The following is a 22,926-nucleotide window of genomic DNA, read 5'->3' as shown; positions in this document are numbered from 1 at the left end:
GTTCGCCATCTGGCCTCATAAACTCAGGAATGACGCAGAGCCGTTTCCGGTGCTTATCGTCCACTGACAGATGTCGCGTTAGCCTCATCAAACACCATGGACATAACGTTGAGTGAAGCACCCATTTATGTTGTCATACAGACCTGTTTAACGCCTGCTCCAAAAGAGCGGGCGTTTTTTTATGCATATACACGTCATCCTTCAAGCTGCCTCTTTGTTGGCTACGCCTGGGTTATTCGGCCCATCCCTGGGCCTCACCCCTACGGGGCCGCCGCAAACAGCGTTCAAATCTGTTCCTGACAGATTTGTCACCCCAGTCACTTACTTATGTAAGCTCTTGGGGATTCCCAGACTTGCCGCCTTGATGCATCTTGAATGATTTTGTGTATACGATTGCCCGGTAAGCGAAGTGCCACCGGGCAAGAGGGAATCACTGCGAAGGATTGTTGTTCTGTAGCGTCAGCATCAGGCCATCACGACGCATCGTGGCGGCTTCTTCCGGTTGATGCAGTCTGTCCAGCGCGTCGGCCAGCCAGGCGTAGTCGTAGGCATCCGGACGCTGTTTAAGGGCCGCACGGAAGGCGATCGTTGCCTCCTGCCATTCACCGTGCTTCATCAACGACTGACCAAGCGTACTCCACAGAAGCGGGCGATCGCCCACGGCTTTAATCTGCTGGCGCAGCACTTTTTCTATCTGCTCAGGGTTGTTGGTTTTCAGACGCGGGATAGGCAGTACCAGGCGGTCGTCATACTGGCGTTTCAGACCCTCAATGATGATTTGCTGTGCCGTATCATGATCGTCGCACTCAATCAGATGCTCAGCCATGGCGACCTGCAGGGCAACCTGATGACGGGTTTTACGGTTCTGGTTTTTCCACCATGCGCGTAGACCCTCACTACCCTGATCGGCGCGAACCTGATCCATCAGGCCCACCCAGGCTTGTTGTTCCAGCATGGCACGGTGTTCTTCATCACCCACGCGTGCTTTGGCCATAGAAGGAATGATATCCAGTAAGGAACTCCATGCACCGGTGCGAATGTAAGCCTGCTCAGCCAGACGCAGAACTTCCGGGTGACGCGGCGTCACTTCCAGCAGCTTGTCGACGCTGTGGCGCGCGGCGTGGTCCTCATTGCGGGCCAACTGTAGGCGAACACGGGTGATGTCCACCGGGATTGTATCGTTGCCAGCCAGTTCAGCTGCACGTTCAAGGTGCTGATTAGCGCGAGCTTCATCACCACGCTGCTGAGCCGCTTCTGCTGCCAGAAGATAATTGACTACCGGCTGTTCCGCGTGATCGGCATTTTTCGACATCAGTTTTTCAACCTGCTGATAGTCGCCTTCTGCCAGCTTGAGCAGAGCCTGCTCGGTCTGCTTACGTGCACGGCGGCGCTTGCGACCCACAAACCAGCCGCGCGTATGCGCACCGGTGCGGAAAATACGGCGCAGCAGCCATTCAATCGCAAACAGAATGACCATGGCGACGATCAGGATGATCACCAGACCCGTCACGCTGGTTTCAATGTTGTAGTTGTCTGTTTGGATCAGCACGTATCCCTGATGACCGGCGATCATTGGGCCGACGACGATCCCGGCGATCAGCAGCACAAAGAGCAATAATACTTTTAGCATCATTATTCTCCCTGCGGCGCGGTTGCCGGCGTGTCAGCCTGAGGTGCAGGTGCAGGTGCAGGTGCAGGTGCAGGTGCAGGTGCAGGTGCAGGTGCAGTTTCAGCCTCGGCTGGAGAGGTTGTTGGCTGTGCCAGTAAATTACGCACGCGGGTTTGCATGAGCTTCTCGAGAATGGTCTGGCTCTGCAACGTGTCCGGCACGTTCATACTGATGCTTTGCTGGCTCAGCTGATCCACTTCATCAAGAAACGCTTTGGTGGTTGCATCGTCGGTGTCGTAATAGGCGCGTACCCATGTGGAGACATTCTCCAGCGCCTGGCGATAGGTTTCTTCCTGATGACGTGGCACGGCTTGTGCGGCGACTAACAGGCGAGAACGGATATTTTCACGCAGGTAAACGTCCTGATTTGGTGCCAGTAGCGGAACGGCAGTTTCATCGCGACGGCGAATGGTAATAAAGCTGTCCATAAAGTTCTGCCAGCTTTTTTGCAGATTGACGCGCCATTCGCTAATAGAGCTGGAAAGCTCACTGCTGTCGGAATCCATCGGTGAATCGTCGGTGTTGTTGTCCGCCAGGCGTAGGTTATCAATCTGGTTGGAGAGCTGATTTACCTTGAGGATAATGCCGTCGTAGTCGACCTGTGAAACCGCAGACAGGCTGGCGATATCATCGGTGATGGCGCGACGGGCGGTAATCAAACTGGGATCGTTCATGTCTGCCAGGCTGGCATCGGCGCTTTTCAGCAGCGCTGCCGCAGACGTAACGTCCTGATCGCTCCATAATTTACGTCCGGCCAGTTTTACCAGGAAATCAGCCTGTGCCAGCAGCCAGGTTTTTGCATCACTGCCGGAGATGGTGGCGACCTTCTGCTGGACTTCATCAAGCTGTTTGACCAGCGCGGCCTGCTGGCGACTGGCTTCATCCAGCTGTGTGGCCTGCTGTTTAATAATGCCTTCCAGCTCGCTCTTCTGACTTTCCTGCGCTTTTTGTAGCGCGATGAGCTGAGTCGCCAGCGCATCGCTGGTTGCTGTTTGCGTTGTTGCCTGCTGTTTCACCCAGCCATACAAACCCACGCCTGCCGCCAGTGCAATCGCAATTGCCACTGCGCTCAGGATCAGTGCGGTGTTGTTGTGGTTCTTTTTTTCTGCTTTGACTGGCTGTGGCGTTGTTTCCACGGCCTCCCTGGTCTCTTCAACCACGGCGGAGGATTTTTCTTGTTCCGTCATTATGGCATCCCATTATGAGAGTTATTGTAATGCGCGCAGTAGCGCATCGTTGTCGGCGTTATCAGCGACCTTAATATCTTGCCAGCCCAGTTCCCGGGCGAGGTGCGCCAGACGCTCACTGACGACCAGCAGCCGACAGCGTAGTAACCAGTGCTCACGATACCACTGCGGAATAAGAGACCAGAGCTGTTGCAGCATCTCTCCGCTGGTGACAACCACCGTCGTCACACCGCGTGAATGCCAGCGCATCGCCTCTTCTGCACCATCGTAATGTTTTGCACTGCGTTGATAACATTCACAAAAATCAACATCTGCACCACGAGCTGTTAAGGTTTCGCCTATCAGCTCACGACCGCCGTTGCCGCGTAAAATAAGCGCGCGTTTTCCCGCAATATTTTGTAATTCAGGTAATTGTAGCAAGACTTCGCTGATTTCCCGATCCAGCGGATAGTGAATATTGCATCCGCTCACGGTATGCAATGCCAGCGCTGTTGTGCGACCGATAGCAAAATAGCGCGGGAGAGTGGGCCAGTTTGCCCCCTGCTGCGAAAGCTCGGCGTCGGCAAAGGTGACGGCATGCTGCGAGAGAGCAAAGACCAGATCGTTTTCCGTGAGCGCCGACAGCCGGGAGGCTAGCGTTGCCAGTTCCCGACCGGGCGAAAACTCGATAAGCGGAAAACTCCAGGCCACCTGCCCCAGTGTGCGCAGACGGCTCACTAACTCTTCCCCTGCGGGAGACGGGCGGGTGACCAGAATACTCATGCCGGTGCTTCTCCGTTATAAACGTCAGCCAGAATGGTGCGCGCACCGTTCTCTAACAGTTCTTCCGCCAGGGAAATGCCCATTTGTTCGGCATCCTGCGGTGCACCACGACGCTCTCCACACACCATCTGCGACCCGTCAGGTGCACCGACCAGCGCTCGTAGCCAAATCTCACCGTTGATGAGTTCTGCATAGCTGCCAATAGGCACCTGACAGCCCCCTTCCAGGCGGGTGTTCATGGCGCGTTCCGCTTTGACGCGCAGGGCGGTTTCTTCATGGTTGAGCGGGGCCAGCAGCGCCTGGGTACGTAGATCGTCAAGTCGACATTCTATGCCCACAGCACCTTGCCCGACAGCTGGCAGAGAGACCTCTGGCGGCAGCGCGGTCCGGACGCGTGACTCAAGCCCTAAACGCTTTAGCCCGGCGACGGCAAGAATAATGGCGTCATAGTCGCCGTTATCCAGTTTGCTCAGGCGTGTGCCCACGTTGCCACGCAATGAGCGGATAACAAGATCCGGGCGCTGCTTCGCCAATTGGCACTGGCGACGTAGGCTCGACGTCCCAACGATGCTGCCTTCCGGGAGGTCATCCAGTGAGTTAAATTTATTTGAGACAAACGCATCGCGTGGATCTTCGCGTTCACAGATAGTAACCAGCCCAAGTCCTTCAGGGAACTCGACCGGCACATCCTTCATGGAATGCACGGCGATATCGGCGCGTTTTTCTAACAGCGCGACTTCCAGCTCTTTGACAAATAAACCTTTCCCCCCGACTTTCGCCAGCGGAGTATCCAGGATCACGTCGCCACGGGTCACCATAGGGACCAGTTCAACGACCAGACCGGGGTGATTTGCCATTAAAGCGTCTTTGACATAATGTGCCTGCCAGAGCGCAAGGGGGCTTTGGCGTGTGGCAATTCTCAAAACATTGTCTAACATGCTTGTTACCGTCATTATCAATCATTAACCATCCTAACATCCTTATCAAAGGGATGTCAGCGTTACGCTCAAACGTAGTGAGACGAAAAGGCGCTGCATCATCACTGGCAGTGATTAATGACGAGATACCTCCCGACCGTATGAAGGAATTTACACGCAACGAACGGTGCTACACTTGTATGTAGCGCATCTTTCTTTACGGTCAATGAGCAAGGTGTTAAATTGATCACGTTTTAGACCATTTTTTCGGCTGTACTCCCTAAAAAAAGTGCGGAGAAAAAAAGGTAACGGTTATTTTTGACATACGGTTTATCCGAATTGCTGAAGAGTGTTGGTAAGCGCATGCGCTGCAGCAGTCGACACCATGACGGATAGCAAAATCAGGCGATACGTCTTGTACCTCTATATTGAGACTCTGAAACAGAGACTGGATGCCATAAATCAACTGCGTGTCGATCGCGCGCTTGCTGCCATGGGCCCTGCTTTTCAGCAGGTATACAGTCTGCTGCCGACATTATTGCACTACCACCATCCGCTGATGCCGGGTTACCTCGATGGTAACGTTCCCAAAGGCATATGCTTTTACACGCCTGATGAAACCCAACGTCACTACCTGAATGAGCTGGAGCTGTACCGCGGCATGTCGCCGCAGGACCCCCCGAAGGGTGAGCTGCCGATTACCGGCGTTTACTCGATGGGCAGCACCTCTTCAGTCGGGCAAAGCTGTTCCTCTGACCTGGATATCTGGGTCTGCCATCAATCCTGGCTGGATAGCGAAGAGCGCCAGTTGCTGCAGCGTAAATGCAGCCTGCTGGAAAGCTGGGCCGCCTCGCTGGGCGTGGAAGTCAGTTTCTTCCTGATTGATGAAAACCGTTTCCGTCACAATGAAAGCGGCAGTCTGGGTGGTGAAGACTGTGGCTCAACGCAGCACATCCTGTTGCTTGATGAATTTTATCGCACCGCCGTGCGCCTCGCGGGCAAACGTATTCTATGGAATATGGTGCCGGGCGACGAAGAAGAGCATTACGACGATTACGTTATGACGCTCTACGCACAGGGGGTGTTAACGCCAAACGAATGGCTGGATCTGGGTGGGCTCAGCTCGCTTTCCGCCGAAGAGTACTTTGGCGCCAGCCTTTGGCAGTTGTACAAGAGTATCGACTCCCCGTACAAAGCGGTGCTGAAAACGCTGCTGTTGGAAGCGTATTCCTGGGAATACCCCAATCCACGCCTGTTGGCGAAAGACATTAAACAGCGCCTGCACGACGGCGAGATCGTCTCTTTTGGTCTCGATCCGTACTGCATGATGCTGGAGCGCGTGACCGAGTACCTCACGGCAATCGAAGATCCGACGCGCCTCGATTTAGTTCGTCGATGTTTCTACTTAAAAGTGTGCGAGAAACTGAGCCGCGAGCGCGCCTGTGTGGGCTGGCGTCGTGAAGTGCTAAGTCAGTTAGTGAAAGAGTGGGGCTGGGACGACGCCCGTCTGACCATGCTGGATAACCGCGCCAACTGGAAGATTGACCAGGTTCGTGAAGCGCACAACGAACTGCTCGATGCAATGATGCAGAGTTACCGTAACCTGATCCGCTTCGCGCGTCGTAACAACCTCAGCGTCAGCGCCAGCCCGCAGGACATTGGCGTGCTGACCCGTAAGCTTTACGCTGCGTTTGAGGCCCTGCCGGGCAAAGTGACGCTGGTGAACCCGCAGATCTCACCGGACCTCTCGGAACCGTATCTGACCTTTATCCATGTGCCGCCGGGTCGTGCTAACCGTTCAGGTTGGTATCTCTACAACCGTGCGCCCAACATGGATTCGATCATCAGCCATCAGCCGCTGGAATATAACCGCTACCTGAACAAACTGGTGGCGTGGGCGTGGTTTAACGGTCTGCTGACATCACGTACGCATTTGTTTATTAAGGGCAACGGCATTGTCGATCTGCCGAAGCTGCAGGAGATGGTCGCTGACGTATCGCACCACTTCCCGCTGCGCTTGCCGGCACCTACGCCGAAAGCGCTGTACAGCCCGTGTGAGATTCGCCATCTGGCGATTATCGTCAACCTTGAATACGACCCTACGGCGGCATTCCGCAATCAGGTGGTGCATTTTGATTTCCGTAAGCTGGACGTCTTCAGCTTTGGCGAAGAACAAAATTGCCTGGTCGGTAGCGTAGACCTGCTGTACCGCAACTCGTGGAACGAAGTACGTACGCTGCACTTCAACGGCGAGCAGGCGATGATTGAAGCGTTAAAAACGATTCTCGGCAAAATGCATCAAGATGCGGCACCGCCGGACAGCGTCGAGGTCTTCTGTTATAGCCAGCATTTACGTGGTCTGATCCGTACACGCGTCCAGCAACTGGTGTCCGAGTGCATTGAGCTGCGCCTTTCCAGTACACGCCATGAAACCGGTCGCTTCAAAGCGCTGCGCGTTGCCGGGCAGACGTGGGGACTGTTCTTTGAGCGTTTGAATGTGTCGGTACAGAAACTGGAAAACGCCATTGAGTTCTACGGCGCAATTTCACACAACAAGCTGCACGGTCTTTCCGTTCAGGTTGAGACCAATCACGTGAAATTGCCGTCTGTAGTGGATGGTTTTGCCAGTGAAGGGATCATCCAGTTCTTTTTCGAAGAAACGGGTGATGAGCAGGGCTTTAATATCTACATTCTGGACGAGAGTAATCGGGTCGAGGTGTATCACCATTGCGAAGGCAGCAAAGAAGAGCTGGTTCGCGATGTTAGCCGCTTCTACTCCTCGTCGCACGATCGCTTTACCTACGGCTCCAGCTTCATTAACTTTAATCTACCGCAGTTCTATCAGATTGTGAAAACCGATGGTCGCGCGCAGGTTATCCCGTTCCGTACCCAGCCGATTAACCCGGTCCCGCCGGCTAATCAGGATAATGACACGCCGATGTTGCAGCAGTATTTTTCGTGATTATTGTGCCGGATGGCGGTGTAAACACCTTATCCGGCCTACAATTGACGCGAAACGGGTAGGCCGGATAAGCAAAGCGCATCCGGCACAAAACCTCAACGGAAGCTCACGGCTTCTCCCGCCTGTTGCGTTGCAGCCTGCTCCAGCAGATCCCAGAAGCGTTCACCGCTACGGTCGCAAATCCATTCGTCACCTTTCAAGTTAAAATGGTAGCCACCCTGTTTGGTCGCCAGCCACACCTGATGCAGCGGCTCCTGACGGTTAATAATAATCTTGCTGCCGTTTTCAAAGCTGATGGTCAGCACGCCGCCGTTGATCTCACAGTCGATATCGCTGTCGCCGTCCCAGTCGTCCAGACGCTCTTCAATGGTCATCCACAGGGTGTCGGCAAGGCGGTGAAATTCACTGTCGTTCATTGGTGTTTTTCCGTTTTTTCATGATGGCGAGAGTATAACCTGAAAGAATTCACGTTGCAGTTTTAGCCAAACTCTTGCTTTTACGTCTTCTCCTGCGATGATAGAAAACAGAAAGTATGAACTTTACGGGCAATCCATAATGAAAAACGTGTTTCAGGCACTCGCTGTACTTCTTACTCTGTTCAGCCTGACGGGCTGTGGTCTGAAAGGTCCACTCTATTTCCCGCCAGCAGATAAAACCGCGCCGCCACCGACGAAGCCAGTTGAAACGCAATCGCAGTCCACAGTGCCCGATCGAAACGATCGAGCAACGGGAGATGGGCCTTCCCAGGTAAACTACTAAAGCGAAGTCTCTGTACCCGCGTGAACGGAGTGAACGATGCAATTCTCTAAAATGCATGGCCTTGGCAACGATTTTATGGTCGTCGACGCGGTAACGCAGAATGTCTTTTTTTCACCTGAGCTGATCCGCCGCCTGGCCGACAGGCATCTTGGTGTGGGATTTGATCAGCTGCTGGTGGTTGAGCCTCCGTATGATCCGGAGCTGGATTTCCATTACCGTATCTTTAATGCTGATGGTAGCGAAGTGTCGCAGTGCGGTAACGGTGCCCGTTGTTTTGCGCGTTTTGTACGCCTGAAAGGGCTGACCAATAAACGTGATATCCGCGTCAGTACGGCGAATGGCCGCATGGTATTAACTGTGACGGACGATGAGCTGGTGCGGGTCAATATGGGCGAGCCCAATTTTGAACCCTCGCAGGTGCCTTTTCGCGCCAATAAAGCAGAGAAGACCTATATTATGCGGGCGGCCGAGCAGACAGTATTGTGCGGCGTGGTATCAATGGGGAATCCACACTGCGTCATTCAGGTTGATGATGTGGATACAGCCACGGTGGAAACGCTGGGACCGGTTCTGGAAAGCCATGAACGCTTTCCTGAGCGCGCCAATATTGGATTTATGCAAGTGGTGAAACGCGAGCACATCCGGCTGCGCGTCTATGAACGTGGGGCGGGTGAAACGCAGGCCTGTGGCAGCGGAGCGTGCGCTGCTGTCGCTGTTGGTATTCAGCAGGGCCTGCTGGCAGAAGAAGTGCGCGTGGAACTACCGGGCGGTCGCCTTGATATCGCCTGGAAAGGCCCGGGTCATCCGTTGTATATGACTGGCCCGGCGGCACATGTCTACGACGGATTTATTCATCTATGAAGCAACCAGGGGAAGAACTACAGGAAACGCTCATGGAACTTGACGATCGGGCGGTCGTCGAATATCTACAACGTCACCCTGAGTTTTTTATCCGTAATGCGCAAGCGGTTGAAGCGATGCGCGTCCCGCACCCGGTGCGGGGTACGATCTCTTTAGTTGAATGGCATATGGCTCGAGCGCGTAATCACATCAACGTGCTTGAAGAGAACATGACGCTATTGATGGAACAGGCTAACGCCAACGAAAGTCTGTTTTATCGCCTGTTAAATCTGCAAGGACGGCTGGCGGCGGCCAGCAGCCTCGACGATATGCTGATGCGATTTCATCGCTGGGCACGTGAGCTGGGGCTGGCTGGCGCGACGGTTCGTCTGTTCCCGGATCGCTGGCGGCTTGGCGCCCCTTCAAAGTTTACCCATCTGGCATTAAGTCGTCAGGCATTCGAGCCGCTGCGTATTCAGCGTCTCGGGCAGTCACAGCACTATCTGGGTCCGCTCAATGGCCCGGAACTGCTGGTGATGATGCCGGAGGCGAAAGCGATTGGTTCGGTAGCCATGTCGATGTTGGGGCAAGATGGTTCCCTTGGCGTCATGCTGTTCAGCAGCCGTGATGTTAATCATTACCAGCAAGGGCAAGGCACGCAGCTATTGCAGGAAATCTCGCTGATGTTGCCGGAACTGCTGGAGCGCTGGATTGAACGCGTATGACCGACTCACCGCTTTCTCAGGACGTTGCACGCTTCTTACGCTATCTGGGCGTGGAGCGTCAGCTTAGTCCCATCACGTTGCTCAATTATCGGCGTCAGCTGGATGCCATCATCGCGATAGCCGAAGAAACCGGCCTGCAAAGCTGGCAACAATGTGATGCTGCAAGGGTGCGCAGTGTTGCTGTGCGCAGTCGCCGCAACGGTCTGGGACCGGCGAGCCTGGCATTGCGCCTCTCCGCCTTACGCAGTTTCTTCGACTGGCTGGTGAATCAGGGTGAGCTGAAAGCCAACCCGGCAAAAGGTATTTCTGCGCCGAAGGCACCGCGGCATCTGCCGAAAAATATTGATGTGGATGACGTTAACCGACTGCTGGATATCGATCTCAACGATCCCCTCGCCGTGCGCGACCGGGCTATGCTGGAGGTGATGTACGGCGCGGGACTGCGTTTGTCGGAACTGGTTGGCCTGGATATTAAACATCTCGATCTCGACACCGGCGAAGTGTGGGTGATGGGTAAAGGCAGCAAAGAGCGCCGCCTGCCAATTGGCCGCAATGCGGTGGCTTGGATTGAACACTGGCTGGATCTGCGCGGGCTTTTCGGCAGTGACGAAGACGCGCTTTTTCTGTCAAAACTGGGCAAACGTATCTCCGCGCGTAACGTGCAGAAACGTTTTGCCGAATGGGGTATCAAGCAGGGGCTGAATAGCCATGTGCATCCCCATAAACTGCGCCACTCGTTTGCGACGCATATGCTGGAGTCGAGCGGCGACCTGCGCGGGGTACAAGAGCTGTTGGGACACGCCAACCTCTCTACCACGCAAATCTATACCCATCTTGATTTTCAACACCTGGCTTCAGTGTACGATGCGGCGCATCCGCGCGCCAAACGGGGGAAATAATGCGTTTTTACCGGCCTTTGGGGCGTATTTCTGCGCTCACCTTTGACCTTGATGACACCCTTTACGATAACCGTCCCGTTATCACGCGCACCGAGCAGGAAGCGCTCGCGTTTGTGCAAAATTATCACCCGGCGCTGAGCTCCTTACAAAATACCGACCTGCAGCGCCTGCGCCAGGCTGTGCGTGACGCCGAGCCGGATATTTACCATGACGTCACCCAATGGCGTCATCGTGCCGTAGAGCGCGCTATGCTGGAGGCTGGCCTGTCGGCGGCAGAGGCGAAAATGGGGGCGAACGCGGCGATGATGAACTTCGCAAAATGGCGCAGCCGCATCGACGTCCCGCAATCTACGCATGACACGTTGAAGGTACTGGCCCGCAAGTGGCCGCTGGTGGCGATCACCAACGGTAACGCGCAGCCGGAGCTGTTTGGTCTGGGCGAATATTTTGAGTTTGTGCTGCGTGCCGGCCCCGATGGGCGATCAAAACCGTTCAGCGACATGTATTTGCTGGCGGCGGAAAAACTGAATATGCCCATGGGTGAGATCCTGCACGTCGGTGACGACCTGACGACAGATGTCGCCGGGGCCATCCGCTGTGGCATGCAGGCCTGCTGGATCAAGCCGGAAAATGCCGACCTTATGCAAATCGCTGACAGCCGTTTACTGCCGCATATCGAAATTTCACAGTTGGCATCTCTGACCTCGCTGATATAATCATCAACAACTCTGTATAAATTCCCAGGGGTCCGGCTGGGCCCTGTTGATTCCGGCGGTGCCAATGGACGTTTCTTACCTGCTCGATAGCCTCAATGACGAACAGCGCCAGGCTGTGGCCGCGCCACGCAGCAACATGCTGGTTCTGGCAGGTGCGGGGAGTGGTAAAACGCGCGTGCTGGTACACCGCATCGCCTGGTTACTGACGGTTGAAAACAACTCGCCATACTCGATTATGGCCGTGACCTTTACCAACAAAGCGGCGGCAGAAATGCGCCACCGTATTGGTCAGATCATGGGAACCAGCCAGGGTGGTATGTGGGTCGGTACCTTCCACGGTCTGGCACACCGCCTGCTGCGTGCGCACCATATGGATGCCAACCTGCCGCAGGATTTCCAGATCCTCGACAGCGAAGACCAGCTGCGTTTGCTGAAGCGTCTGATCAAAGCGATGAACCTCGATGAGAAGCAGTGGCCAGCGCGCCAGGCAATGTGGTTTATCAACAGCCAGAAAGACGAAGGGCTGCGCCCGCACCATTTGCAGAGCTACGGCAATCCGGTCGAGCAAACCTGGCAGAAGGTTTACCAGGCCTACCAGGAGGCGTGCGATCGCGCCGGGCTGGTGGATTTCGCCGAGCTGCTGCTGCGCGCGCATGAACTGTGGCTCAACAAACCGCACATTCTGCAGCACTACCGCGAACGTTTTACCAACATCCTGGTGGACGAATTCCAGGATACGAACAATATCCAGTACGCCTGGATCCGCCTGCTGGCGGGTGACACCGGCAAGGTGATGATCGTCGGCGATGATGATCAGTCAATCTACGGTTGGCGCGGGGCGCAGGTGGAAAACATCCAGCGCTTCCTCAACGACTTCCCCGGTGCCGAAACTATTCGTCTGGAGCAGAACTACCGCTCGACCAACAATATCCTTAGCGCGGCTAACGCCCTGATTGAAAACAATAACGGGCGTTTGGGCAAAAAGCTGTGGACCGAGGGCGTCGACGGTGAGCCGATCTCACTCTATTGCGCGTTCAACGAACTCGATGAAGCGCGTTTTGTGGTTAACCGCATCAAAGCCTGGCAGGACAATGGCGGTCAGTTGACACAGTGCGCCATTCTTTATCGCAGCAACGCCCAGTCGCGCGTGCTGGAAGAAGCGCTGTTGCAGGCTAGTATGCCGTACCGTATTTACGGTGGAATGCGCTTCTTCGAGCGTCAGGAAATCAAAGACGCGCTCTCTTACCTGCGTTTGATAGCTAATCGTAACGACGACGCCGCGTTCGAGCGTGTGGTGAATACCCCCACGCGCGGTATCGGCGATCGTACGCTGGACGTGGTGCGGCAGACCTCGCGCGACCGCCAGCTGACAATGTGGCAGGCGTGTCGTGAACTGCTGCAGGAAAAAGCCCTGGCCGGGCGTGCCGCCAGCGCACTACAGCGCTTTATGGAACTTATCGACGCACTGGCGCAGGAAACCGCCGATATGCCGCTGCACGTGCAGACCGACCGGGTAATAAAAGACTCCGGCCTGCGCATGATGTACGAGCAGGAAAAAGGTGAGAAGGGCCAGACGCGTATCGAAAACTTAGAGGAACTGGTGACGGCAACGCGCCAGTTCAGCTACAACGAAGAAGACGAAGACTTGATGCCGCTACAGGCGTTCCTCTCCCACGCGGCGCTGGAAGCGGGCGAAGGGCAGGCGGATACCTGGCAGGATGCGGTCCAGCTAATGACCTTGCACTCGGCCAAAGGTCTGGAGTTCCCGCAGGTGTTTATCGTCGGAATGGAAGAGGGCATGTTCCCCAGCCAGATGTCACTCGATGAAGGTGGGCGCCTCGAAGAGGAACGCCGACTGGCCTATGTGGGCGTTACCCGTGCGATGCAGAAACTGACGTTGACCTACGCCGAAACGCGTCGCCTGTACGGCAAAGAGGTTTACCACCGTCCATCCCGGTTTATTGGTGAATTACCAGAGACCTGCGTGGAAGAGGTTCGCCTGCGCGCCACGGTCAGCCGTCCGGTAAGTCATCAACGGATGGGTACGCCGATGGCGGAGAACGACACCGGCTATAAGCTCGGTCAGCGTGTGCGTCACGCCAAATTTGGCGAGGGCACCATCGTCAACCTGGAAGGTAGCGGTGAACACAGTCGTTTGCAGGTCGCGTTCCAGGGGCAGGGGATCAAATGGCTGGTTGCTGCCTACGCCAGACTAGAAACCGTTTGATCGCCTGATGGCGCTACGCTTATCAGGCCTGCATGTCGCTTAATATTATGATTTGTAGGCCGGATAAGGCGAAGCCACCATCCGGCAATCTTTCGGTTAATATTCTGAAATCATAGATAAATCCCCCCGTTCTGCTAACCTTGCAGCATGAGGGGAAATTATTACTTTTTCGCCATCTGTTGCGTGTTGACGTCAAAATTTTGCTGGCGTAACATGCGCGCACGATTACGCTAAGAGGACATTCGCCTTGGACACACCCAGTAGATACTGGCTCATTATCCTGTCATCCAGGATCAACTCCTAAGGCTATCCCTTTTTGCTGATAGCCTTCGCGGTTGTCAGCGACCTTCTGTTTTTTCTCGTCGCGCCGAGTCAGGCTGTTTAATGGTCTGAAACCCAATTTGTTTCTGTGTGCCCACCGAACTGTCCGATAATTTTTTGCATTGGGAGTCCCGGTCATGCTGAGCGCATTTCAACTGGAAAACAATCGTTTAATACGTCTTGAGGCGGATGAAATTGATCATCTCGCCAGTTCGGTTTGGGTCGATTTAGTCGAGCCGGATGACGATGAACGAAACCGTGTGCAAAAGGACTTGGGCCAGAACCTGGCTACGCGCCCTGAACTGGAAGACATCGAAGCATCCGCACGTTTTTTTGAAGACGAAGACGGCCTGCACATCCACTCCTTCTTCTTCTATGAAGATGCCGACGATCATGCGGGCAACTCAACCGTGGCATTCACCATTCGCGAAGGTCGTCTGTTTACCCTGCGCGAGCGCGAACTGCCGGCGTTTCGCCTGTACCGTATGCGTGCGCGCAGCCAGTCGATGGTCGACGGCAACGCTTACGAGCTGCTGCTCGATCTGTTCGAAACGAAAATTGAACAGCTGGCGGATGAAATAGAGAATATCTACAGCGATCTGGAAAAACTCAGCCGCGTGATTATGGAAGGGCGTCAGGGCGATGAATATGACGAAGCGCTCTCCACGCTGGCGGAACTGGAAGATATCGGCTGGAAAGTTCGTCTGTGTCTGATGGATACCCAGCGCGCATTAAATTTCCTGGTGCGTAAGGCGCGACTGCCGGGCGGTCAGCTGGAGCAGGCGCGCGAGATCCTGCGCGATATCGAATCCCTGCTGCCGCACAATGAATCCCTGTTCCAGAAGGTTAACTTCCTGATGCAGGCGGCGATGGGCTTTATCAACATCGAACAGAACCGCATCATCAAGATCTTCTCGGTGGTTTCCGTGGTGTTCCTGCCGCCGACGCTGGTGGCATCCAGCTACGGCATGAACTTTGAGTTCATGCCGGAACTGCACTGGAGCTTCGGTTATCCCGGAGCGATTGTCTTTATGATGCTCGCGGGCCTGGCGCCGTATTTGTACTTTAAGCGCAAGAACTGGCTGTAGCAGAGAATTATTAACGCTCCCGTAGGCCTGATAAGCGCAGCGCCATCAGGCAGAAAGATGCCGGATGGCGACGTAACCGTCTTATCCGGCCTACAAAATCAGTGCCATCAGGCGCAATCACAGCCCCCTTCGCGTTCTGCGTAGGGTATAAATCGCATCCATCACGAATATCGCCAGCGCGACCCAGATAAAGGCGAACGTCACCATCTTATCTGCGCCCGGTACTTCACCGTAGAATGTTACCGCCAGCAGGAACATCAGCGTCGGCCCGATATACTGGAAAAAGCCCAGCGTGGACAGACGCAGACGGGTCGCTGCACCGGTAAAGCACAGCAGTGGAATGGTGGTCACGACCCCTGCTGCAATCAGCAACAGATTGAGCGACATGGGGTTCTGTCCCATATGGCTGGTTGGGCTGTCGGCAATACCAAACAGATAGATTGCCGCAATCGGTAACAGCCACAAGGTTTCGATCAGCATGCCGGTTTGCGCCTCGACGGCGATCTTCTTACGCACCAGGCCATAAAAAGCAAAGCTGAAGGCCAGTCCCAGCGCAATGATTGGCAGTGATCCAAACGTCCACAACTGTACCAGCACGCCGCAGGCGGCAAGCAGCACGGCCAGCCACTGCATGCGGCGAAAGCGCTCACCGAGGAAAATCATGCCCAATACGATATTCACCAAGGGGTTAATAAAGTAGCCGAGGCTGGCTTCCAGCATATGGTGGTTGTTGACCGCCCAAATGAATAGCAGCCAGTTTCCGCCGATGAGCACCGCGGAAAGCGCCAGCAGGAAAACCTTCTTTGGCGTTTGCAGCAGCGTTTTGACCCCTGACCATTGGCGGCTGATGCTCATCAGCACCACCATAAAGAAAAATGACCAAATCACACGGTGCGTCAGGATCTCGTCTGCGGGGACGTAGTAAATCAACTTGAAATATGCGGGTGCAATGCCCCAAATAAAATAGGCAGCAAGAGCGAGTAATACGCCCTGCCGCGTTTGCTTAGCATCCATCGGGAAAACTCATTTCAGAAATGTAACGGCAGTTTACCTTGTTTCAGGCGCTTACCCCACCATATACGTTGCGGTGGCGCTGGCGATATAAAGCTGCTCTTCGTTATGCAGCTCCACGCGTGCAACGGCAACTTTATTGCCTGCCCGCAGCAAACTGCTGGTAGCCGTGAAGCGATTCCCCCTGCCTGGGCGCAGATAATCGACGCGGAGATCGATGGTTCCCATGCGCGACATCCGCTGGCGCAGCTCGTCCTCGCTGATGGTTTCATGACGGGTCAGCGTACTGCCCACGCACACCAGTCCGGCTGCTACGTCCAATGCTGAGGCAATCACGCCGCCATGCAGGATGCTTTGCGCCCAGTTGCCGACCATCATCGGTTGGTTATTAAAGGCCAGTTGGGCAAACTCTTTTTCGTAACGTTCCAGCTCCAGCCCCAGCGCCCGGTTAAACGGCATATGGTAGACAAACATTTCGCCCACTAATTTCAGTGCTTGCTCAGCAGTCAGTACGGCAGACATACAATCCCTAACTCTCGATAGTTAATGAGGTGTTGATATTATGCTTCTTAATTGTTGTTTTCTACTTTGGGACGGGATAACTAACGAAGAGCGCACTAAGTATGTAAAATGCTATCAATAAAATCTTACAATTCATCAATATTTTAGTTCAGGAGAACATGACCGATGCGGGCGATTCTGGGATGGTTACTACCAGCAGTTATGCTGCCGTTGACCGTGTATGCGCAGGAAGCGACAGTGAAAGAGATTCATGATGCACCCGCTGTGCGCGGCAGTATTATTGCCAACATGCTGCAAGAGCATGACAATCCTTTCACGCTTTACCCTTATGACACCAACTACCTCATCTACACCAATACCAGCGACATGAATAAAGAGGCCATCAGCAGCTATAGCTGGTCTGAAAATGCGCGTAAAGATGAGGTGAAGTTTCAGCTGAGCCTGGCGTTTCCGCTGTGGCGCGGGATTTTAGGCCCGAACTCCGTGCTTGGTGGTTCCTATACCCAGAAATCCTGGTGGCAGCTTTCTAATAGCGAAGAATCGGCACCGTTTCGCGAAACTAACTACGAACCACAACTGTTCCTCGGTTTTGCCACCGATTACCGCGTTGCCGGCTGGACGCTACGTGATGTGGAAATGGGATACAACCACGACTCTAACGGTCGTTCCGAACCGACCTCGCGCAGCTGGAACCGCCTGTATACCCGCCTGATGGCAGAAAACGGTAACTGGCTGGTAGAAGTGAAGCCGTGGTACGTCATCGGCAGCACTGACGATAACCCTGATATCACTAAATATATGGGCTACTATCAGCTCAAACTGGGTTACCACCTCGGTGACGCCGTGTTAAGCGCGAAAGGTCAGTACAACTGGAATACCGGCTACGGCGGCGCTGAGTTGGGTGTCAGCTACCCCATCACCAAACATGTTCGTCTTTATACCCAGGTCTACAGTGGTTATGGCGAGTCGCTGATTGACTATAACTTTAATCAGACGCGCGTTGGCGTGGGCGTAATGCTCAACGATATCTTCTGATCGGCATTGAGAGTATTTTAATCATTGCAGTTTCTCTCTCAGGCGCTGAAAATAGCGCCTGTTTTTATTTAAGGTTAACGGGGTTAATGTGGCGCAGGCGGAAGTGTTGAATCTGGAAATGGGCGCTAAACAGGTTTTGCAGGAAACCTTTGGCTACCAACAGTTTCGCCCTGGTCAGGAAGAAATCATCGACACCGTGCTCTCTGGCCGCGACTGCCTGGTCGTTATGCCAACCGGTGGTGGTAAATCCCTGTGTTATCAAATTCCCGCATTATTGCTGAACGGCCTCACCGTTGTTGTCTCGCCGCTGATTTCCCTGATGAAAGACCAGGTCGATCAGCTGCTGGCAAACGGTGTAGCGGCGGCGTGTCTGAACTCCACCCAGAGCCGTGAACAGCAGCAAGAGGTGATGGCAGGCTGCCGTAGCGGGCAAATCCGCCTGCTGTACATTGCGCCCGAGCGCCTGATGCTGGATAACTTCCTTGATAATCTGGCGCACTGGAACCCGGTACTGCTGGCGGTAGATGAAGCGCACTGTATTTCCCAGTGGGGGCATGATTTCCGCCCGGAATATGCCGCGCTGGGTCAGCTGCGTCAGCGTTTCCCTGCGCTGCCGTTTGTGGCGCTCACGGCCACCGCCGATGACACCACCCGGCTGGATATTGTGCGTCTGCTCGGGCTTAACGATCCCCTCATTCAGATCAGCAGCTTTGACCGTCCCAATATCCGCTACATGCTAATGGAGAAGTTTAAGCCGCTCGATCAGCTGATGCGCTACGTGCAGGAACAACGCGGAAAGTCCGGCATTATTTACTGTAACAGCCGCGCGAAGGTTGAAGACACCGCGGCGCGTCTGCAAAGCCGTGGGATCAGCGCTGGGGCCTATCATGCCGGGTTGGACAACAACGTGCGCGCCGACGTGCAGGAGAAATTCCAGCGCGACGACCTGCAAATCGTTGTTGCGACCGTGGCGTTTGGCATGGGAATTAACAAACCCAACGTGCGCTTCGTGGTGCATTTTGATATCCCGCGTAATATCGAGTCCTACTATCAGGAAACTGGGCGTGCCGGGCGTGATGGCCTGCCCGCAGAAGCGATGCTGTTTTACGATCCGGCCGATATGGCGTGGCTCCGCCGTTGTCTCGAAGAGAAACCCGCCGGACAGCTGCTGGATATCGAGCGTCACAAGCTCAATGCGATGGGGGCCTTTGCCGAGGCGCAAACCTGTCGCCGTCTGGTGCTGTTGAACTATTTTGGCGAAGGGCGTCAGGAGCCGTGCGGCAACTGCGATATTTGTCTCGATCCGCCAAAACAGTACGACGGCTTAATGGATGCGCGTAAAGCGCTGTCGACGATCTACCGCGTTAACCAACGTTTTGGTATGGGCTATGTCGTCGAGGTTCTGCGCGGGGCGAATAACCAGCGCATTCGTGAGATGGCGCATGACAAGCTGCCGGTCTACGGTATTGGTCGTGAACAGAGCCACGAACATTGGGTTAGCGTCATTCGCCAGCTGATTCACCTCGGACTGGTGACGCAGAATATTGCCCACCACTCCGCGTTGCAGTTAACCGAAGCTGCGCGTCCGGTACTGCGCGGCGTTGTGCCGCTACAGCTTGCCGTGCCGCGTATTGTGGCGCTTAAACCACGCGCAATGCAGAAATCCTTTGGCGGTAACTACGATCGTAAGCTGTTTGCCAAACTGCGTAAGCTGCGTAAGGCCATTGCCGATGAAGAGAATATCCCGCCGTATGTGGTCTTTAACGACGCCACGCTGATTGAAATGGCCGAGCAAATGCCGGTGTCACCGAGCGAAATGCTGAGCGTCAACGGCGTGGGAATGCGTAAACTTGAGCGTTTTGGCAAAGAGTTTATGGCACTTATCCGCGCACATGTTGATGGTGACGACGAAGAGTAGTCAGCCAGGCAAAAAAGTGCCAGGATGGTGACTCTCTGAACTATTTCCCCGCGAGTCATTTTTATGTTAACGCTATTTTTTACTGTTGCGTTGGTACACATCGTAGCGCTGATGAGTCCTGGCCCCGATTTTTTCTTTGTTTCGCAAACGGCCGTTAGCCGCTCGCGCAAAGAGGCGATGATGGGTGTGCTGGGTATTACCTGCGGCGTCATGGTCTGGGCGGGCGTGGCACTGCTCGGTCTGCATCTGATCATCGAAAAAATGGCCTGGCTGCACACTATTATTATGGTCGGCGGTGGTCTGTATCTGTGCTGGATGGGGTATCAGATGCTGCGCGGCGCGTTTAAAAAACAGGACGTTGCGGCACCCGCGCCGCAGGTTGAGCTGGCGCAGAGCGGACGCAGTTTTTTAAAAGGTCTGTTGACCAACCTGGCGAATCCCAAAGCCATTATCTATTTTGGCTCCGTCTTTTCGCTGTTTGTCGGCGACAACGTCGGTACCGCTGCCCGTTGGGGTATTTTCGCGCTGATTATCGTCGAGACGCTGGCGTGGTTTACCGTGGTTGCCAGCCTGTTTGCACTGCCGAAAATGCGTCGTGGCTATCAGCGTCTGGCGAAGTGGATTGACGGCTTTGCCGGCGCGTTATTCGCGGGCTTCGGCATTCATCTGATTATTTCGCGTTAACTTACCAGTAGGCCGGATAAGCGGTAGCGTCATCCGGCACTGATCTCAGGCATGCCGTGCTGACGCCAGCAGGGCACCTATCAGCATAAACAGCGAACCAAACACTTTGTTCAGCGCCTTCATTTGCTTTGGCCCTTTAATCCAGCCTGCAATGCGGGTGGCCAGCGTCGCATAACCGATCATCACAATAATATCGACCACGATGGTGGTCACGCCCAGCACCACGTACTGCATCAACTGCGGCTCCTGCGGCATGATGAACTGCGGGAACAGGGCGGCGAGAAATACAATGCTCTTTGGGTTGGTCAGGTTGACGAAGACGGCGCGCTTGAACAGGCGACTGCGTGATTGCGTATTGGCGATGGTGTTCAGGTCGATGGCACCCGCCGCGCGCCATTGCTGAATGCCCAACCAGATAAGATAGGCTGCCCCCGCCCACTTCAGTACCTCAAAGGCGATCACTGACCGTGAGAATAGCGTTCCTAGCCCAACACCGACCAGCACGATATGAATGCCAAGCCCGGTCTGCAAACCGGCAATCGACGCCGCTGCTCCCCGATAACCATGGCTGATGGCGGTTGTCATGGTGTTGATCGCCCCTGAACCTGGCGACAAGCTCAAAACAATGGACGTCAGCAGGTAGGCGAACCACCATTCAAAGGTCATGAGAAACTCCCGACTTGTCTATTTTTATGCCACAATACGCTACTGCCGATGCGTTGTAACAGGCTCGGCAAAAAAAACGATTTTACTTGGTCAACGAGGCTGGATACCCGATGTTTCAGCAGCAAAAAGACTGGGAAACAAGAGAAAACGCGTTTGCCGCTTTTTCCATGGGGCCACTGACAGATTTCTGGCGTCAGCGGGAGGAAGCGGAATTCACTGGCGTAGATAATGTTCCCGTACGCTTTGTTCGCTTTCGTGCAGAAAAAAACGATCGCGTCATCGTCGTTTGTCCCGGGCGCATAGAAAGCTACGTAAAATACGCTGAACTGGCGTATGACCTGTTTTATTCTGGTTTTGACGTCCTCATTATCGACCATCGTGGCCAGGGGCGTTCCGGGCGGATGCTCTCGGATCCGCACCGTGGCCATGTGGATAACTTTAATGACTATGTCGACGATTTGACCGCCTTCTGGCAGCAGGAAGTGCAGCCAGGTCCATGGAGAAAACGCTATATACTGGCGCATTCCATGGGAGGCGCTATTGCCACGCTGTTCCTGCAGCGCCACCCTAATCAGTGTGATGCTATTGCCCTCAGCGCACCGATGTTCGGGATCGTGATGCGCTTTCCTGACTGGATGGTGCGCCATATTCTTGACTGGGCTGAAGGGTATCCGCGCATTCGCGAAGGCTATGCCATGGGGACCGGTCGCTGGCGGGCGTTGCCGTTTGGGATGAATGCGCTCACCCATAGCCGACAGCGCTATCGGCGTAATCTGCGCTTCTATGCTGATGATCCGCAGTTGCGCGTAGGCGGCCCGACCTATCATTGGGTGCGTGAAGGCATTCTGGCGGGTGAGCAGGTGTTGGCCGGGGCCGGAGATGATGCGACCCCGACGTTGCTTATTCAGGCTGAAGAAGAGCGTGTGGTGGATAACCGCATGCACTATCGTTTTTGTGAACTCCGCGCTGCAGCGGGCCATCCTGTAGAAGGAGGTCAACCGCTGGTCATAAAAGGCGCCTACCATGAGATCCTTTTTGAAAAGGACGCAATGCGCTCAGTCGCGCTCAACGCCATTGTTGAATTTTTCGACAGGCATAACTCATCCAGCGGACACCGCTTTGCTTAGAGGTTTAATTTTTTATGTATCAGGTAGTTGCATCTGATTTAGACGGTACGCTGCTTTCCCCCGACCATACCCTGTCCCCGTATGCCAAAGAGACGCTGAAACTGCTGACGGCTCGTGGTGTGAATTTTGTGTTTGCGACCGGCCGTCATCATATTGATGTAGGGCAAATTCGCGACAATCTCGGCATTAAGTCCTACATGATCACCTCCAACGGTGCGCGCGTACATGATACTGACGGGAATCTTGTGTTCTCGCATAACCTGGATCGCGACATTGCCAGCGATCTGTTTGGTGTGGTGAATGCGAACCCGGATATCGTGACCAACGTGTATCGCGACGATGAGTGGTTTATGAACCGCCATCGCCCGGATGAAATGCGTTTCTTTAAAGAAGCGGTGTTTAACTACTCACTGTTTGAACCTGCGCTGCTGGAGCCGGAAGGCGTCAGTAAAGTGTTTTTCACCACCGACTCTCACGAAATCCTGCTGCCGCTGGAGCAGGCGATTAACGCCCGTTGGGGTGATCGTGTGAACGTCAGTTTCTCCACGCTGACCTGTCTGGAAGTGATGGCGGGTGGCGTATCAAAAGGCCATGCGCTGGAAGCGGTGGCAAAAGCGATGGGCTTCAGCCTGAAAGACTGTATCGCCTTTGGTGACGGCATGAATGACGCCGAAATGCTATCGATGGCGGGAAAAGGCTGCATTATGGGTAATGCACATCAGCGCCTGAAGGATCTGCACCCGGAGCTGGACGTGATTGGGCTTAATGCCGACGATGCTGTGCCGCATTATCTGCGAGAACTGTTTTTACAGTAACGGAACCGCTCATTAGTTAGTCAGTTGTCAACCGTGAACTTCGCTACAATGGGTGTATCTTTTGTTCAGAGACATC

22 protein-coding genes are annotated in these 22,926 nt (G+C 54.5%); 14 read left to right on the top strand and 8 right to left on the bottom strand.

Annotated elements, in window-relative coordinates; all coding sequences use genetic code 11:
• Positions 1 to 430: 430 nt before the first annotated feature.
• The 4 genes from hemY to hemC are packed head-to-tail and all read right to left on the bottom strand — an operon-like array spanning position 431 to position 4,556.
• The gene (gene hemY / locus FDW88_RS17670; protein ID WP_096759491.1) at positions 431 to 1,630 is read right to left on the bottom strand and encodes a protoheme IX biogenesis protein HemY; all 1,200 of its coding nucleotides are present in this window, start codon (positions 1,628 to 1,630) and stop codon (positions 431 to 433) included.
• Positions 1,631 to 1,632: 2 nt separating this feature from the next.
• On the bottom strand, positions 1,633 to 2,856 hold the full coding sequence (gene hemX, locus FDW88_RS17665) for a uroporphyrinogen-III C-methyltransferase (protein ID WP_137363063.1): 1,224 nt from the start codon (positions 2,854 to 2,856) through the stop codon (positions 1,633 to 1,635).
• Positions 2,857 to 2,877: 21 nt separating this feature from the next.
• Positions 2,878 to 3,618, bottom strand: a complete 741-nt coding sequence (gene hemD, locus FDW88_RS17660; RefSeq protein ID WP_096758933.1) for a uroporphyrinogen-III synthase — start codon at positions 3,616 to 3,618, stop codon at positions 2,878 to 2,880.
• Positions 3,615 to 4,556: a hydroxymethylbilane synthase gene (gene hemC / locus FDW88_RS17655; protein WP_135912796.1), complete on the bottom strand. Its 942-nt coding sequence runs from the start codon at positions 4,554 to 4,556 to the stop codon at positions 3,615 to 3,617. The genes hemD and hemC overlap by 4 nt, the downstream gene beginning before the upstream one ends.
• Positions 4,557 to 4,950: 394 nt before the next feature.
• On the opposite strand from hemC, the gene cyaA reads away from it, so the two are divergent.
• Entirely contained in the window at positions 4,951 to 7,497 is a 2,547-nt protein-coding gene (gene cyaA / locus FDW88_RS17650; RefSeq protein ID WP_096758931.1) for a class I adenylate cyclase, read from the top strand.
• Between the two features lie 95 nt (positions 7,498 to 7,592).
• Here cyaA and cyaY read toward each other — a convergent pair whose 3' ends face one another.
• Entirely contained in the window at positions 7,593 to 7,913 is a 321-nt protein-coding gene (gene cyaY / locus FDW88_RS17645) for an iron donor protein CyaY (RefSeq protein ID WP_096758930.1), read from the bottom strand.
• 139 nt (positions 7,914 to 8,052) lie between these two features.
• Between cyaY and FDW88_RS17640 the strand changes: the two genes are divergently transcribed.
• The 8 genes from FDW88_RS17640 to corA all read left to right on the top strand — a co-directional run bounded on the left by FDW88_RS17640 (position 8,053) and on the right by corA (position 15,072).
• Complete coding sequence (locus tag FDW88_RS17640; RefSeq protein WP_115259844.1) at positions 8,053 to 8,256, top strand: lipoprotein; 204 nt, start codon at positions 8,053 to 8,055, stop codon at positions 8,254 to 8,256.
• A 36-nt stretch (positions 8,257 to 8,292) separates the two neighbouring features.
• A complete protein-coding gene (dapF, locus tag FDW88_RS17635) occupies positions 8,293 to 9,117 on the top strand; it encodes a diaminopimelate epimerase (RefSeq protein WP_003017933.1) in 825 nt (274 codons plus the stop codon).
• Positions 9,114 to 9,821 carry a DUF484 domain-containing protein gene (locus FDW88_RS17630; RefSeq protein WP_115259843.1) on the top strand — a complete coding sequence of 236 codons (708 nt, stop codon included), beginning with the start codon at positions 9,114 to 9,116 and terminating at the stop codon, positions 9,819 to 9,821. Before dapF ends, FDW88_RS17630 begins: the two co-directional genes overlap by 4 nt.
• The gene (gene xerC, locus FDW88_RS17625) at positions 9,818 to 10,720 is read left to right on the top strand and encodes a tyrosine recombinase XerC (RefSeq protein ID WP_115259842.1); all 903 of its coding nucleotides are present in this window, start codon (positions 9,818 to 9,820) and stop codon (positions 10,718 to 10,720) included. Before FDW88_RS17630 ends, xerC begins: the two co-directional genes overlap by 4 nt.
• Positions 10,720 to 11,436, top strand: a complete 717-nt coding sequence (gene yigB, locus FDW88_RS17620; protein WP_137363062.1) for a 5-amino-6-(5-phospho-D-ribitylamino)uracil phosphatase YigB — start codon at positions 10,720 to 10,722, stop codon at positions 11,434 to 11,436. Before xerC ends, yigB begins: the two co-directional genes overlap by 1 nt.
• A 64-nt stretch (positions 11,437 to 11,500) precedes the next feature.
• The gene (gene uvrD, locus FDW88_RS17615; protein WP_096758924.1) at positions 11,501 to 13,663 is read left to right on the top strand and encodes a DNA helicase II; all 2,163 of its coding nucleotides are present in this window, start codon (positions 11,501 to 11,503) and stop codon (positions 13,661 to 13,663) included.
• A gap of 247 nt (positions 13,664 to 13,910) precedes the next feature.
• Entirely contained in the window at positions 13,911 to 13,967 is a 57-nt protein-coding gene (ysgD, locus tag FDW88_RS22590; RefSeq protein ID WP_212723238.1) for a YsgD/CorL family protein, read from the top strand.
• Between the two features lie 154 nt (positions 13,968 to 14,121).
• Entirely contained in the window at positions 14,122 to 15,072 is a 951-nt protein-coding gene (gene corA / locus FDW88_RS17610; RefSeq protein ID WP_096758923.1) for a magnesium/cobalt transporter CorA, read from the top strand.
• A 117-nt stretch (positions 15,073 to 15,189) separates the two neighbouring features.
• Here the strand turns inward: corA and rarD are convergent, their stop codons facing one another.
• The gene (gene rarD / locus FDW88_RS17605) at positions 15,190 to 16,086 is read right to left on the bottom strand and encodes an EamA family transporter RarD (RefSeq protein WP_096758922.1); all 897 of its coding nucleotides are present in this window, start codon (positions 16,084 to 16,086) and stop codon (positions 15,190 to 15,192) included.
• Positions 16,087 to 16,137: 51 nt separating this feature from the next.
• Positions 16,138 to 16,605 carry an acyl-CoA thioesterase YigI gene (gene yigI / locus FDW88_RS17600; protein ID WP_005133301.1) on the bottom strand — a complete coding sequence of 156 codons (468 nt, stop codon included), beginning with the start codon at positions 16,603 to 16,605 and terminating at the stop codon, positions 16,138 to 16,140.
• A gap of 165 nt (positions 16,606 to 16,770) precedes the next feature.
• Here yigI and pldA point away from each other — a divergent pair, with 165 nt between their 5' ends.
• From pldA to rhtC, 3 genes are all read left to right on the top strand, one after another.
• Entirely contained in the window at positions 16,771 to 17,640 is an 870-nt protein-coding gene (pldA, locus tag FDW88_RS17595) for a phospholipase A (protein ID WP_096758921.1), read from the top strand.
• Between the two features lie 88 nt (positions 17,641 to 17,728).
• Complete coding sequence (gene recQ, locus FDW88_RS17590; protein WP_115259840.1) at positions 17,729 to 19,558, top strand: ATP-dependent DNA helicase RecQ; 1,830 nt, start codon at positions 17,729 to 17,731, stop codon at positions 19,556 to 19,558.
• A 63-nt stretch (positions 19,559 to 19,621) separates the two neighbouring features.
• A complete protein-coding gene (rhtC, locus tag FDW88_RS17585) occupies positions 19,622 to 20,242 on the top strand; it encodes a threonine export protein RhtC (RefSeq protein WP_096758919.1) in 621 nt (206 codons plus the stop codon).
• A gap of 45 nt (positions 20,243 to 20,287) precedes the next feature.
• Here rhtC and rhtB read toward each other — a convergent pair whose 3' ends face one another.
• Complete coding sequence (gene rhtB, locus FDW88_RS17580) at positions 20,288 to 20,908, bottom strand: homoserine/homoserine lactone efflux protein (RefSeq protein WP_096758918.1); 621 nt, start codon at positions 20,906 to 20,908, stop codon at positions 20,288 to 20,290.
• A 110-nt stretch (positions 20,909 to 21,018) separates the two neighbouring features.
• Here rhtB and pldB point away from each other — a divergent pair, with 110 nt between their 5' ends.
• Complete coding sequence (gene pldB, locus FDW88_RS17575; RefSeq protein ID WP_096758917.1) at positions 21,019 to 22,035, top strand: lysophospholipase L2; 1,017 nt, start codon at positions 21,019 to 21,021, stop codon at positions 22,033 to 22,035.
• Between the two features lie 14 nt (positions 22,036 to 22,049).
• Positions 22,050 to 22,850 carry a sugar/pyridoxal phosphate phosphatase YigL gene (yigL, locus tag FDW88_RS17570; RefSeq protein ID WP_096758916.1) on the top strand — a complete coding sequence of 267 codons (801 nt, stop codon included), beginning with the start codon at positions 22,050 to 22,052 and terminating at the stop codon, positions 22,848 to 22,850.
• Positions 22,851 to 22,926 lie beyond the last annotated feature (76 nt).

This window comes from Citrobacter sp. wls829 (assembly GCF_005280825.1).
GTDB lineage: Bacteria > Pseudomonadota > Gammaproteobacteria > Enterobacterales > Enterobacteriaceae > Citrobacter > Citrobacter gillenii.
Note: the sequence above shows the minus strand (reverse complement) of the source record. Positions and strands in the feature narration are given on the sequence as shown.